The organism is Qipengyuania algicola (genome assembly GCF_042492175.1).
GTDB lineage: Bacteria > Pseudomonadota > Alphaproteobacteria > Sphingomonadales > Sphingomonadaceae > CAJXSN01.
In genome coordinates this window covers 800,708-814,919 of record NZ_CP170453.1, presented here as the reverse complement: position 1 = coordinate 814,919, position 14,212 = coordinate 800,708, and the positions used below count along the sequence as shown (strand labels likewise).

The window sequence follows — 14,212 nt, the reverse complement described above, 5'->3', positions numbered from 1 at the left end:
CGGGAGGTCTTAACGAGTGGACAGGTGAAGCTGAACTGAATTTTTTGTGGCAAGCCTTTTGTTCGGGCCCGTTCTATGGGCGTCATCCGTTCAGCAAAGAGGCGTTGCCGCCCGCCGCTGTCGTGTCGATGGTGACGACCCGCTCATTTGCGAAGCGCGCAACATAGTGCGGGCCGCCCGCCTTCGGGCCGGTGCCCGACAATCCTTCGCCGCCAAAGGGCTGGCTTTCCACCACCGCGCCGATCTGGTTGCGATTGACGTAGAAATTGCCGACCCGTGCGCGGCTCTCCACGAACCGGGCGACGGCTTCGATCCGGCTGTGCAGGCCCAGCGTGAGGCCGAAACCGGTCGCGTTGATGTCGTCCAGAACCTTGCCGAGCTCGCCGCCCGCGAAACGGATTACGTGCAGCACCGGCCCGAAATTCTCGCGTTTCAGATCGAGGATGGAGGCCATTTCGATGATGGTCGGGGCGACGAAGCAGCCGCTGGAACCGCCGCGCGGCAATTTGCGCCGCCAGACCGTGCGCCCGGCTTTCTTACGGCGCGCGACATGGCGTTCCAGCGCGGCCTTCGCATCGGGGTCGATCACCGGGCCGACATCGGTCGCGAGGTCCGCCGGGTCGCCCACTTCGAGCGCCTCGAAAGCGCCGCGGATCATGCCCAGCATCTCGTCATAGACATCGTCCTGAATATACAGGACGCGCAGGGCGCTGCAGCGCTGGCCCGCGCTCTGGAAAGCGCTGGCGACCACGTCGCGGGTAACTTGCTCGGGCAGCGCGCTGCTATCGACGATCATCGCATTCTGCCCGCCGGTTTCGGCGATAAAGGTTGCAATCGGTCCCTCGCGTGCGGCGAGCGAGCGGTTGATCGCCTGCGCGGTCACGGTGGAGCCGGTGAAGGCCACCCCGGCGAGACGCGGGTCGGACGTAATCATCTGACCGACATCACCGGCGCCCGGCAGCAGCTGGAAGACTTCTTCGGGAATGCCCGCCTGATGGCACAATTGCGCGGCGAACATGGCAATCAGCGGGGTTTGCTCGGCGGGCTTGGCAATCACGGTGTTGCCAGCGGCCAAGGCGGCAGCGGCGGGGCCGATGAAGATGGCGAGCGGGAAGTTCCACGGGCTGATCGTGGCAAAGACGCCGCGCCCGGCCATGGTCATGCGGTTTTCTTCCCCTGTGGGGCCGGGCAGGACCAGCGGCTCGGCAAAAAGGCGCCGCGCTTCGCCTGCATAATAGCGCAGAAAATCGACCGCCTCGCGCAGTTCCAGCACTGCATCGGGCAGGGTCTTGCCCGCTTCCCGGCGGCACAGGCTCAGCAGTTCGTCACTGTGATCCTCGAACGCATCGGCCGCGGCTTCCAGCAGCAGCGCGCGGCGCTTGCCGCCCAGCGCATCCCAGCCGGGCTGGACCAGCAGCGCCCGGTCGATGGCGGCCTGCACTTCCTCTGCGGTGGAATCGCGCCGGTGCCCAACTTCATGGCCCAAATCTTGCGGCGCGTTGATCGGGGCGGTCTCGCCTTCGTCGGGCAACGGGAAGGTCGGCGCAGCGTCCCAGTGCCGCTCGCCAAGAGCATCCAGCCGCTCCACCAGAGGCTCGCGCACCAACGGGTCGGCCAGATCAATCCCGGCGCTGTTCATGCGGCCAAGGAAGATTTCGGAGGGCAGACGGATCGCTGGATTGCGCTTGGGTTCCATCGCGGCGAGTTCCGCCACCGGGTCACCGGCCAGCTCGCTCGCCGGAATTTCCGCATCGGCCATCCGGTTGACGAAGCTGCTATTGGCTCCGTTCTCCAGCAGGCGGCGCACCAGATAGGCGAGCAGGTCCTTGTGGCTGCCGACCGGCGCATAAATGCGCACCGGCGTGCGCTCGTTCCCCTCCAGCTTGGCGAGCGCGGAATACAGCTCCTCGCCCATGCCGTGCAGCCGCTGGAATTCGAACGTGCTGCCCCGATCCTCCGCCAGCGTTCGGATCGCAGCGATGGTGTAGGCGTTGTGCGTGGCGAAGGCAGGGTAGATCGCCTCGCCGCCATCGAGCAGAATTTTCGCGCAGGCGAGGTAGGAGACATCGGTTGCCACCTTGCGGGTGAAGACCGGGAAATCGCTGTATCCGCCAACCTGGCTCAGCTTGATCTCGGTGTCCCAATAAGCGCCCTTGACCAGCCGGACCATTAGCCGCCGGTCGTATCGCCGGGCCAGCCGCAAGACCCAATCGCATAAAGGCGCCCCGCGCTTCTGATAGGCCTGCACAGCCAGGCCAAAGCCTTCCCACTGTCCGCCACCATCCAGCCGGAACAGGCTGTCATCGCTGACCAGTTCCTCGATAATGTCGAGCGAGAGTTCCAGCCGCTCGGCCTCCTCTGCATCCACTGTGAAATGGATATTCGCCGCGCGCGCTTGCTCGGCCAGCGTGCGCAGCATCGGGACCAGTTCGGCCTTCGCCTGATCGGCGTGGAGGAAATCATATTTCGGATGCAGCGCCGACAGCTTGACCGAGATGCCGGGGCTGGCGGTGATCCCCGCACCGCCTTCACGGGCCATCCGCTCGATCGCGCGCTCATAGGCTTCGCGGTATCGCTCGGCATGGGGGTAGGTCATCGCCGCTTCGCCCAGCATATCGAAACTGTGCGAGAGGCCTTTGGCACGCTCCGGCTTGGCGCGGTCCAGCGCCTCGTCGATTGTCCGACCAAAAACGAATTGCCCGCCCATGATCTTCATCGCCTGCAGCGTGGCCTTGCGGATGACCGGCTCGCCCACGCGCCCGATGGTCCGGCGGAGGGTCGCGCCCATGCCCTTTTGCGCTTCCTGCGGCTGCTCCAGCACTTCGCCGGTCAGCATCAGCGAGAAGGTGGCCGCATTGACGAAGGTGGAGGAGCTTTCGCCGAGATGCTCGGCCCAGTCGATATCGCCCAATTTGTCCCGGATCAGCGCGTCGGCGGTGTCGTGATCGGGCACACGCAGCAGCGCCTCTGCTAGACACATCAGCGCGATGCCTTCTTCGGTATCCAGCCCGAACTGGTGCAGAAACGCATCGAGCCCGCTGGCTTTGCGCGCGCGGGCCTCTGTCACCAGCTTTTCGGCAAAGGCGCTGGCCTTATCGTGATGCTGCGTAATCGCTCTCGCCTGCGCGATGCGTTCGTGGACGCAGGCCTCCTCTTCCATGCGATAGGCGGTCCGCAGCTTGGTGCGATCGAGCGGTGTGATGCGCGACTGGATGTTCATGGGATTCGCCGTTGGACCTCCTGACCCCTGTTATCAAGTATAGTGGACACAAGGCGGCTTGCCAGCCACTCAGCGGCCAAAGGAGAGACTGATGGATACGAGCAAACTGATGTTCCGCGACGGCCTGATGGCGGGGGAGCGCATTCTGGTGACCGGCGGCGGAACCGGGCTGGGTCGCGAGATGACGGAAGCCTTCCTCAAGCTGGGCGCAACGGTGTATATTTGCGGGCGGCGTCAGGGGAAGGTGCAGGAAACCGCCGATGCGCTGATGGAGGCGCATGGCGGCAAGGTCGTCGCCCATGGATGCGACATCCGCGATCCGGAAGCGATCAAGACGATGGTCGATGCGATCTGGGCCGATGGCGGCGCGCTGACCGGCGTGGTCAACAATGCGGCGGGCAACTTCGTCAGCCGCACAGAGGATGTCTCCACCAACGGGTTCAACTCGATCTCCGATATCGTGTTCAAGGGCACATTCTATGTCACGCACGATATCGGCAAGCGCCTGATCGAAGAGGGCAAGAGCGCGAGCTTCCTCTCCATCCTCACCACATGGGTGTGGAATGGCGGACCATTCACCGTGCCATCCGCGATGAGCAAGAGCGCGATTAACACCATGACGCAAAGTCTGGCGGTGGAATGGGGCCGCTATGGCCTGCGCTTCAACGCGATTGCGCCGGGCCTTTTCCCGACCGACGGAATGAGCGCGCGGCTCTCACCCGGCGGACGGGGCAACAATTCGGCCGACCGGACCAATCCGATGGGTCGCCATGGCGAGATGCATGAACTGGCCAATCTCGCCGTGTTCCTGATGGGGCAGGGGGCTGAGTGGGTGAACGGCCAGACCATCGCCATCGACGGGGCCGGTTTCCAGGCCAATGCGGGCAATTTCTACCAGGCTCTCTCGCCCTTGGGTGACGAGGAGTGGGAGAAAATGCGCGCCATGATCAAGGGCACCAACGCCAAGGACAAGGCCGAGCGCACGGTCTAGGCTTTCTGGCTATCCAGATGCACGTGTCAGGGCATCGCGGGTGATGGGGCCGACAAGACCGTCGGCCGCCAGACCCCGTGCCCGCTGGAAACTGCGCACGGCGGCGGCGGTTTGCGGGCCGAAAATGCCGTCCGCGGCAATGCCCAGCTGGTCCTGCAGACGGCGCACCGCCGCGCCCCGGCTCCCCTCGCGCAGCAGGCCCCTGCACGAATGCCGCCGCCATGCCGCAGCGAGGCGCTCGTCATAGCGGTGCTTGCGGAAGGCGGGGCCATTATAGCCGCGCGCAAACCGGGCCCAGTCGTGGTTCCGCAGGGGGCGGTCCAGTTTCTGTGACTGGAGGAAGGCAACGAACGCTCCGAGGTGCTGGTCCTCGCCTTCGATCATCGCAGCCACAAACGCCTCGACTTGGTCAAAGCCGCACGCGCCGTAATTGTCGCCCATGATCTGGAAAGCGCCCCAGCTGGCGGAGCGCAAGGCTGCCTCGCGGTCCAGCTCTGCGGCGCGCTCCAGCCGGCTGTATTGCGCACTGCCCCGACCATAGCCGCCCCAGCGGCGATGGCTGATATCGGGCGCTTCGGCGTCGAATCGGCCACCGGTCAATCGGTGAAAGTAGTGTCGCTCGAACAGGATGCGCGGGCGGCGGGCATGATCGAAGCCGCCTTTGCTCTCGATCTCGATGACCGCGTGAATGGCGGCTTCGTCGCATTCCAGCGTGCGCGCGGCCTGCGCGATGGCGCTGGGGGACATGGGGGTGGCGGGGCCGGAGAATGGCGACATGCTGGATGATCCCGTGATGCTGGTTGCCGCTTGCTGCGCAAGCGAGCGAATCCAACACACCGGACCCGCTTCGGGGTCTGGCAGCGTGGCTGCGTGTAGGAAAATGGTTTTCTGTAGGATTGGCGCGTGCCTATAGAGTGGGTCGATGGGATCAGGGGCAGAGCATTCGGGGGCCGGGCATTCAGGCGGGGCGTGGCGGTTCGCCATTGATCGGGGTGGCACGTTCACCGATGTGGTTGCCACGACGCCGACAGGCACGCTGGTCACGGACAAGCTGCTTTCCGAAGATCCTGCGCGCTATTCCGATGCCGCGAGCGAGTGTGTCCGCCGGTTGATGGGCCGGCATGGTGCGGGTCCGGTGGCCGAGCTCAGGATCGGGACGACGGTGGCGACCAACGCTCTGCTGGAGCGCAAGGGAGAGCGCACGGCGCTGGCCATCACGCGCGGCTTTGCCGATGCGCTGCGGATCGGGACGCAGGCGCGGCCCGGGATATTCGCCCGGCATATCATCTTGCCGGAACAGCTGCCCGAGAAGGTGGTCGAGATTGCCGAGCGGGTGGCAGCCGATGGCGAAGTCCTGTGCCCGCTCGACGAGGACGCGGCGCGGGCCGATCTGTCGGCGCTGCGGGCAGACGGCTTCGATGCGCTCGCCATCGTCCTGATGCATGGCTGGACGCATAGCGATCACGAGCAGCGACTGGCCGACATCGCCCGCGAGCTGGGCTTTGCGCAAGTCAGCGTGAGCCATGAAGTTTCGCCGCTGATCAAACTGGTGCCGCGCGGGGATACCACCGTAGTAGACGCGTATCTCTCGCCGGTCTTGGGCCGCTATGTCGATGGCCTGCGCGCCAATCTGCCCGAGCATGGCTCCCTCGCTTTCATGCAATCGAATGGCGGGCTGGCCGATGCCGGGTCCTTTCGCGGCAAGGATGCGATTCTTTCCGGCCCCGCTGGCGGCGTTGTGGGCATGGTCGCGGCGTGCGAGCCGCTGGGCCATTCCCGCCTGATCGGCTTCGACATGGGCGGAACCAGCACAGATGTGTGCCACTATGCTGGCGCGTTCGAGCTGACCGGAGAGGACACGGTGGCCGGCGTGCGGGTGGCAGCTCCGGCGATGCAAATCCACACGGTTGCGGCGGGCGGCGGATCGATCTGCCGGTTCGACGGGGCGCGGTTCCGCGTGGGGCCGGAAAGCGCCGGGGCCGATCCGGGGCCTGCCTGCTATGGCAAGGGCGGACCGCTGACGGTGACCGATTGCAACCTGTTTCTGGGCCGGGTCGATCCGGCGTTCTTCCCGCAAGTGTTCGGGGCAGACGGCGCGCGGCCGCTGGACATGCAGGCATCGCGGGCGCGGCTGGAAGAGATTGCGGCGAGCCTCCCCGATCCATTGCCGCTAGAGGAAATCGCCGAGGGATTCCTGGCCATCGCGGTGGATTCCATGGCCGCTGCGATCCGCAAGATCAGCATCGCCCGGGGCCGCGATGTGACCCGGTATGCGCTGTGCTGCTTCGGCGGCGCAGGCGGGCAGCACGCCGCGCGCATCGCCGACGAACTGGGCATCGACACGGTGCTGGTCCCGCCGCTGGCCAGCGTATTGTCGGCCTATGGCATCGGCCTTGCTCCGGTGAAGGCCATCCGCGAGCGCAGCCTGGTGCGGCCATTGGAGGCCGGATTTGCAAGTGAACTGGCGGAGCTGGAGGCGCTCGCCAATGCCGACCTGCTGGAACAGGGCATTCCGGCCGGCGCGATCACGCTGAGCCCGCAGGCGCGCCTGCGTTTCGATGGCAGCGACTCCACCCTGACGATCGTCTGCACCGGCCCGCAGGCGATGGATGCGGCGTTCCGGACCGAGCACCGCCAGCGCTTCGGATATAGCGAGGACAGCGCCCCGATCATCGTCGAGGCCCTGAGCGTGGAGGCGACAGGCCAGATCGGCGGGCTGGGCGATCTGGTCCCGCAAGCGTCGCGCACGGGCGGGGTCGCCAGCGGCTCTTGGCCGACTGTCGAGCGGGCAGATATGACACCCGGTCATGCCATCACCGGCCCGGCGCTGATCATCGATCCCGGCTCCACCACAGTGGTGGAGAAAGGCTGGCAGGCGCAGCTTGCCGGCGAGGCGACGCTAGAGCTCACTCGCCACACAGCGCGGCCCACACGGCGGGCGGAGGGGACCGATGTCGACCCAGTGCGGCTGGAGATTTTCAACAATCTGTTCATGGCGATTGCCGAGGAAATGGGCGTGGTGCTGCAATCCACCGCCACCTCTGTGAACATCAAGGAACGGCTCGATTTCTCCTGCGCGCTGTTCGATGCAGGTGGCGCACTGATCGCCAATGCGCCGCATATTCCAGTGCATCTGGGCAGTATGGCGGACTCGATCCGGCGGGTGCTGGAGGCTCGGGCTTCGGGTGAAAAAGGCGCGCCAGCCGACGGGCGCGGTATCCTTCGCGGCGATGCCTATGTGTTGAACGATCCCTATCGCGGCGGGACGCATTTGCCCGACATTACGGTGATTGTGCCGGTGTTCTACTCGGACGCTTCCGACACGCCTGACGCCTTCGTCGCGGCGCGCGGCCATCACGCGGATATCGGTGGGATTGCGCCCGGCTCCATGCCGCCCGACAGTAAAACCATCGCCGAAGAAGGCGTGTTGATCGACAATCTGCTTATGGCGGATGAGGGGCGCTTCTGCGAAGCCGAAGTTCGCGCGGCCCTGGCGGACAACGCGACGCCCTCTCGCCAGCCAGACCGGAACCTGTCGGACCTGCGCGCGCAGTTGGCCGCCTGCACACGTGGGGCGGAATTGCTTGGCGGTGCAGCAGCGGAACACGGCAGCGATTTGCTGGCCGCCTATATGCGCCATGTCCTCGCCAATGCGGAGGAAGCCGTGCGGCGGCTGATCGGCGGGCTGGAAGATGGCGCGTTCACCTATCCGATGGACAATGGCGCTGAGGTGAGCGTGGTTGTGCGGATCGACCGGGACAGCCGCTCTGCCGTGTTCGATTTCACTGGCACCAGCGCGCAGACAGGCGACAATTTCAACGCCCCGCGCTCGATTACCCGGGCCGCCGCGCTGTATGTCCTGCGCACGCTTATCGACGATCCCATCCCGATGAATGACGGGTGCCTGCGACCGGTCGAGCTGGTGATAACACCCAGATCGATCCTCGATCCGGCACCGGGTGCAGCGGTGGTGGCGGGCAATGTCGAGACCAGCCAGGTCATCACCGATGCGCTGTTCGCCGCGACCGGACGCCTCGCGCCCAGTCAGGGCACGATGAACAATTTCACCTTCGGAAACGAGCGGTACCAATATTACGAGACCATCGCGGGCGGGTCTGGTGCGGGGCCGGACCATCACGGCACGAGCGCAGTGCAAACGCACATGACCAACAGCCGCCTGACCGATCCTGAAATCCTCGAAACGCGCTTCCCCATCCGGCTCGACCGGTTCGCCATCCGCGCTGGCTCCGGCGGGGCGGGCGTGCACAATGGCGGCGACGGGGTGGAGCGCGAAGTGACGTTCCTTGAACCAATGCGCGCAAACATGCTGGCCAATCGCCGCGCAATTCCGCCAAGCGGCCTCGCCGGCGGCGGGGAGGCGGCACCGGGAGAAAACTGGGTCGAGCGGACCGACGGAACGCGGGAGACGCTGGGCGCGACAGGCGCTGCAGATATGGGCGCAGGTGACCGGTTCGTCATCCGCACGCCGGGCGGCGGCGGCTTTGGGGAGAAGACACGATGAGTTACTGGCCGCTTGTGGGGATCGCGCTGGTCGTGATCGGATTTGCGCTGCGGTTCAATCCGCTGCTGGTGGTGGCCGTCGCGGCGGTGGTCACCGGGCTGCTCGGCGGGCTGGAACTGGTCCCGGTGATCGAGGCGCTGGGCAAGGCGTTCAACGACAACCGCTATATCTCGGTCACGTGGATCATCCTTCCGGTCATTGGCCTACTGGAGCGGTATGGCCTGCAACAGCGCGCGCGGACCCTGATCGAAAGCGTGCGCGGCGCGACGATGGGGCGGTTGCTGCTGCTCTATCTCGGCTTTCGCCAGATTACGGCGGCTATCGGGATGAAGGACATTGGCGGCCACCCGCAAACCGTGCGCCCGCTGATCGCGCCCATGGCAGAGGCAGCGGCGGAAAAATCGCATGGTGAGCTCGCCGAGGATGACCGCGAACAAGTGCTGGGCATGGCCGCTGCGACGGATAATGTCGGGCTGTTTTTCGGCGAAGACATCTTCTTCGCTATCGCCTCGATCCTGCTGATCCAGGGCGTGTTCGAAAGCTACGGCTATCCGCTCACGCCGCTGCAACTTTCCGTGTGGGCGATCCCCACAGCGATCTGCGCCTTTATCATTCACGGCGGGCGCGTACTGAATTTCGACCGGCGGCTTGGCCGGAACGGAGGCCGCGCATGATCACCCTCGAATGGCTCTACATCCTGACGGGCTTCTTCTTCGCCGCATGGTCGATCCTGAGCGCGCTCGACCGGACCAATGGCAAGCGGTGGGGCAATGCCGCCTTCTGGGGCTTGCTGGCGGTGAGCTTTTTCTTCGGGACGCATTTCTCCGATCTCGCCAATGGCGTGCTGGTGCTGGCACTGGTCGGCATTGCCGGATTTGGCGGACTGGGCAGGGGCGATCCGCCGACGACCGGCCTGGCCGAGCGTCAGGCCCTTTCGGAGAAGCTGGGAAACAAGCTTTTCCTGCCCGCCATCATCATCCCGGTCACGGCCGTCGCGGGCACGCTGCTCTACAACTACACCCCGCTTGGGGAGACGGGCCTGTTCGAGGAACGGCGCGAGACGCTGATCTTGCTGGGTGTTGGCGTGATGGTGTCGCTGGCGGTGTGCTACGCATGGCTCAGGCCGCCTTTGCTGGCTCCGGTCGAGGAAGGGCGGCGGTTGATGGACTCCATCGGCTGGGCCGCGATCCTGCCGCAAATGCTGGCGGCGCTGGGCGGTGTATTCGCGCTCGCCGGCGTGGGCGACATTATCGGCGGAATTGCCGGGGCGACCATACCGGAAGGCAGCCTGTTCCTCTCGGTCGGCGTCTATTGCATCGGCATGGCGCTGTTCACGATCATTATGGGCAACGCCTTCGCGGCTTTCCCGGTGATGGCCGCAGCAATTGGCATTCCGATCCTCGTCATCGGCTTTGGCGGCGATCCGGCGATCATCGGGGCTATCGGGATGCTGGCGGGTTTCTGCGGCACTTTGCTGACCCCGATGGCGGCCAATTTCAACATCGTGCCCGCCGCGCTGCTGGAGCTGAAAAGCCAGTATGGGGTCATCCGCATGCAGGTGTGGACCGCCATTCCGGTGTTTGTCTGCAATGTCCTGCTGATCTATTTTCTCGCTTTCTGATGACCACGCTGGACCAGCCCCTTGCCGCCAGATTCGCCCGCATAGCGCTCGGCCATGTGGGGCGCGAATACCCGCACAAGCTCGATCACGTGATGGAGGGCGATGGCGATGTCCTGTCCCCGCGCACGCTGCATCCGTGTTTCTTTGGCAGTTATGACTGGCATTCCTGCGTGCATGGCTGGTGGACACTGCTGACGCTGAGGCGGCGCTTTCCTGACATGGCAGAAGCGGCGCAGATCGCGGCTTTGGCCGAACAGACCTTCACAGCGGACAATCTGGCCACCGAACTGGCTTATGCCCAGAGGCCTGCCTCGCGCGGGTTCGAGCGGCCTTACGGCTGGGGATGGCTGCTCTACCTGCATCACGAAGCCGCGCGTCACGGCGAACCCTGGGCTGCGCGCATGGAGCCGCTTGCCCGCCACTTCGCTGCGGCCATGCGCGATTATCTCGCCATTCTGACCTATCCCATCACGGTCGGCACGCATTACAACACGGCCTTTGCGCTGGTGCTTGCGCGCGAATGGGCAGAGGCACGCGACCCGGAATTGCTCGCCGCCATCGACCGCTGGAGCCTGCAGGCCTTTGCCGAGCGGACAGACTATCGCGGCTGGGAGCCGGGGGGTGACGAGTTTCTCTCGCCATCCCTTATCGTGGCACTTCTGATGAGCCGCGTGATGGAGGCGGAGCGCTTTGCCGAATGGTTCGATGCGTTTCTGCCTGCTGACAGGATCGCGGAAATTTTCACGCCCGCCACCGTATCGGACCGCAGCGATGGCAAGGTCGCGCATCTCGATGGCCTCAATCTCAGCCGGGCGTGGTGCCTCCGCACCATTGCCGACGCGCTTGGCCCGCACCAACGCGCCGAGGACCTGCGCGATCATGCAGACCGGCATCTGCAAGCGGCTTTGCCGCATGTCGCGGGCGACTATATGGGGGAGCATTGGCTCGCATCCTTTGCCTTGCTCGCGCTGCTCCCGTCACGGCACCCCTAAACCACTGCGCATTTTGATAAGCCAGCGCCGCTGAGGGGCCTGCGCTGTATCTTTGCCGCCAGTCATCACGTTATAGCGACGCCGCCCACCAATCCCTTGATGACGGACAAGCCTTTCATGACCCAGCCCTATTCAGACCGCGCTCTCGCCATTGCCGAGAAGGTGGAAACCTTCGTCCGTGAGACCGTAGCGCCCTATGAACAGGACCCGCGTCTGGGCGCGCACGGGCCGAGCGATGCGCTTGCTGACGAGCTTAAGGGGCTGGCCCGCGAGGCCGGACTGCTCACCCCGCACATTCTGGAGGATGGCGGCCATCTGGACCATGCCGAGGTCGCGCTCGTCCTGCGCAAGACGGGGCTTTCCCCGCTGGGTCCGGTGGCCTGCAACACCGCCGCGCCGGACGAGGGCAATATGTATCTGCTCGGCAAGGTGGGCAGCCCGGAGATGAAGGAGCGTTTTCTAAAACCGCTGGTGGAGGGCCGCGCACGCTCCGCATTCTTCATGACCGAACCGGCCAGCGAAGGCGGGGCAGGCTCGGACCCGTCCATGATGCAGACCACCTGCAAGATGGACGGCAATCACTGGGTGGTGAACGGGCGCAAGGCGTTCATCACCGGCGCGGAGGGCGCGAAGGTCGGGATCGTAATGGCCAAATCGGAGCAGGCCGGATCGGAAGGCGGCGCGTGCATGTTCCTCGTCGATCTGCCCGACCCGGCGATCCGCATTGACCGCGTGCTCGACACTATCGACAGCTCCATGCCCGGCGGACATGCGGTGATTACCATCGACAATCTGCGCGTGCCTGCCGACCAGATGCTGGGCGATGCGGGCGAGGGGTTCAAATATGCGCAAATCCGTCTCGCCCCGGCCCGCCTGACCCATTGCATGCGCTGGCTTGGCTCGACCACCCGCGCGCACGAGATCGCTGCCGATTACGCCTGCCGCCGTCACGCCTTTGGCAAGCCGCTGGTCGATCACGAAGGTGTCGGTTTCATGCTGGCGCAAAATCTGATCGATTTGAAATCTTGCGAGCTGATGATCGACTGGTGCGCAGGCGTGCTCGATAGCGGGGAACTGGGCACAGCCGAAAGCTCGATGGCCAAGACGCATGTGGCCGAAACCCTGTTCCAGATCGCCGACCGCTGCGTGCAGGTGATGGGCGGAACAGGCGTGACCGGCGATACGATCGTGGAGCAGGTCTTCCGCGAAATCCGCGCCTTCCGGATTTACGACGGCCCCACCGAGGTCCACAAATGGAGTCTCGCCAAGAAAATCAAACGCGATTGGCGCGCCGCGCAGGAAGGGTGAGGGGCGGAGGGCTAAGCGGCCCCTGAGCCAGACTGTTTGGTGCGCGACGCAGCCTGTAGCGGATCAGTCTCTCGCTGTTTTCCCTGTATAACAGGGAATTTACAGGGAAAGATGGATTTTCGCGGCCCTAGAGCCACTCGCCTTGGGTCTGCTTACCGCAGAAATCCGCCGTTTTCCGACGTGATTTCCCTGCGCCCAGAACAGGGAATTTTTCCAGCACGATCAGGGAAGAAAACTTCGGGTATCAGGGATGTGCAGACCGCTGAACAGCGATACGTCCGAGTTATTCCTCGTCGAGCTCTGCAATGAGCAGGACCATCGAATACCCTCCGCGCTGCGAAAGGACCTGCTCGGTCAGTGAGGCGATGGGGCCGGTGTCGTTCTCATCCATCCAGACATCCGGCTCGATTTCTTCAATCTCGGAATACCGCCCCGGACCATCCATAGCGTCAGCTGCAATCGAGTCGTCTGGGACAGGCTCGCCAAACCTTCGCGCCAGCCATGGGAAACCACTCGAGCGATAATATCGGGCGATGTTGGAATGCCGCGTCATGACGATAGCAACTGGCTCGGAATGCTGCTCGACCCAGCACCGTGCCATCGCTTCCTTGCTGACGCCGAAGCGTGAAGCCATTGCGACGATGGCTTGAAGATCGTCGTTTGATTTTAAGATTTCCAAACGAACCCGTTTGGGCGGCATCAAAAGGTGGGCCGCAAATCTGTTGGCTTCCGCTTCTATCCTCCGGCGTTTGTTCTTGGTCTTCGAGTCCGCCTGACGCAGGTGCTCATCGCTGCAGCCAGCAAGCTCGCTTGGCATTGGCCGGTGGCTAGGGATCAAGAAATGGCCGAGCTCATGAGCAATTGAGAAGCGAGTTCGAGCGGCATGGCGGCCGCGGGCATGAAGAATGGCGCCTTGAGATTTGTGTTCATCGGTAATGAGCGCCGCTTCGAACGCTTCAGTGCCCAGTTCCGAGATCGAGGTGATGTCGAGACGCTTGCAGAGCTCTTCCAAAGGCACAGGTAGCGGCAGGTCTGGCAAGAGCTCATGTATGCGGGCGGCTAGGCCAGTGGGAGAACCCACTCCGTCGAGGTCCATCCGGTCGATATTCACTTGGGCGTGTCGCCCTGGTTTCGTTTCATCTGCTCCATGAGGACGCGGATGGTCTCGCGGTCACGGTCCTCAAGGCCCTTCAGATCGCGGAACATTGCAACCATTCCCGGTTCTGCGTCGGGAGCGTAGGGGTTTTCGCCTACGAGATCGGCGACGCTCACCCGGAAAAGGTCAGCGAACTTCAAGACCAGTTCCATGGAAGGATTGTCCGAGACGCCCTTCTCGAGGTTCCAAACATGCGCCTTGGAGATGCCGACCTTGTCGGCCGTTGCTTGGAGCGAAAGCCGATTGGCGACCCGCAGTTCGTGAAGCCGGCGCGCGAAGCTCATGAGGGGCCTTTCCATCCGTGTTGTTCAACTGAGTGGACCGCCTTCATACACGCCGGCTTGACAATTACCAGCGTTCAATGCAGTAGTACGAAATCGGCAACAGGGATGATTCGGGATG

Annotated in this window: 10 protein-coding genes; 6 read left to right on the top strand and 4 right to left on the bottom strand. The window is 64.2% G+C overall.

Annotation, left to right across the window (positions count from 1 at the left end; translation table 11 throughout):
- Positions 1–82 precede the first annotated feature (82 nt).
- A complete protein-coding gene (putA, locus tag ACFCW2_RS03860; protein ID WP_379548312.1) occupies positions 83–3,220 on the bottom strand; it encodes a bifunctional proline dehydrogenase/L-glutamate gamma-semialdehyde dehydrogenase PutA in 3,138 nt (1,045 codons plus the stop codon).
- 91 nt (positions 3,221–3,311) lie between these two features.
- Here putA and ACFCW2_RS03855 point away from each other — a divergent pair, with 91 nt between their 5' ends.
- A complete protein-coding gene (locus tag ACFCW2_RS03855; protein WP_379548311.1) occupies positions 3,312–4,211 on the top strand; it encodes an SDR family oxidoreductase in 900 nt (299 codons plus the stop codon).
- A gap of 9 nt (positions 4,212–4,220) precedes the next feature.
- Here ACFCW2_RS03855 and ACFCW2_RS03850 read toward each other — a convergent pair whose 3' ends face one another.
- Positions 4,221–4,988, bottom strand: coding sequence for an N-acetylmuramidase domain-containing protein (locus tag ACFCW2_RS03850; protein ID WP_379548310.1), 768 nt, complete (start codon positions 4,986–4,988; stop codon positions 4,221–4,223).
- Between the two features lie 145 nt (positions 4,989–5,133).
- On the opposite strand from ACFCW2_RS03850, the gene ACFCW2_RS03845 reads away from it, so the two are divergent.
- The 5 genes from ACFCW2_RS03845 to ACFCW2_RS03825 all read left to right on the top strand — a co-directional run bounded on the left by ACFCW2_RS03845 (position 5,134) and on the right by ACFCW2_RS03825 (position 12,654).
- Entirely contained in the window at positions 5,134–8,733 is a 3,600-nt protein-coding gene (locus tag ACFCW2_RS03845; RefSeq protein ID WP_379548309.1) for a hydantoinase B/oxoprolinase family protein, read from the top strand.
- Positions 8,730–9,407, top strand: a complete 678-nt coding sequence (locus tag ACFCW2_RS03840; protein ID WP_379548308.1) for a DUF969 domain-containing protein — start codon at positions 8,730–8,732, stop codon at positions 9,405–9,407. Before ACFCW2_RS03845 ends, ACFCW2_RS03840 begins: the two co-directional genes overlap by 4 nt.
- Positions 9,404–10,354 (top strand): DUF979 domain-containing protein, encoded by a 951-nt coding sequence (locus tag ACFCW2_RS03835; RefSeq protein WP_379548307.1) that lies wholly within the window; start codon positions 9,404–9,406, stop codon positions 10,352–10,354. The genes ACFCW2_RS03840 and ACFCW2_RS03835 overlap by 4 nt, the downstream gene beginning before the upstream one ends.
- Entirely contained in the window at positions 10,354–11,346 is a 993-nt protein-coding gene (locus ACFCW2_RS03830) for a DUF2891 domain-containing protein (protein ID WP_379548306.1), read from the top strand. Before ACFCW2_RS03835 ends, ACFCW2_RS03830 begins: the two co-directional genes overlap by 1 nt.
- 117 nt (positions 11,347–11,463) lie before the next feature.
- Complete coding sequence (locus ACFCW2_RS03825; RefSeq protein WP_379548917.1) at positions 11,464–12,654, top strand: acyl-CoA dehydrogenase family protein; 1,191 nt, start codon at positions 11,464–11,466, stop codon at positions 12,652–12,654.
- A 283-nt stretch (positions 12,655–12,937) separates the two neighbouring features.
- Here ACFCW2_RS03825 and ACFCW2_RS03820 read toward each other — a convergent pair whose 3' ends face one another.
- Together ACFCW2_RS03820 and ACFCW2_RS03815 are read right to left on the bottom strand one after the other, a co-directional pair.
- The gene (locus tag ACFCW2_RS03820) at positions 12,938–13,765 is read right to left on the bottom strand and encodes an ImmA/IrrE family metallo-endopeptidase (protein ID WP_379548304.1); all 828 of its coding nucleotides are present in this window, start codon (positions 13,763–13,765) and stop codon (positions 12,938–12,940) included.
- Positions 13,762–14,094 (bottom strand): helix-turn-helix domain-containing protein, encoded by a 333-nt coding sequence (locus ACFCW2_RS03815; RefSeq protein WP_379548302.1) that lies wholly within the window; start codon positions 14,092–14,094, stop codon positions 13,762–13,764. The genes ACFCW2_RS03820 and ACFCW2_RS03815 overlap by 4 nt, the downstream gene beginning before the upstream one ends.
- Positions 14,095–14,212 lie beyond the last annotated feature (118 nt).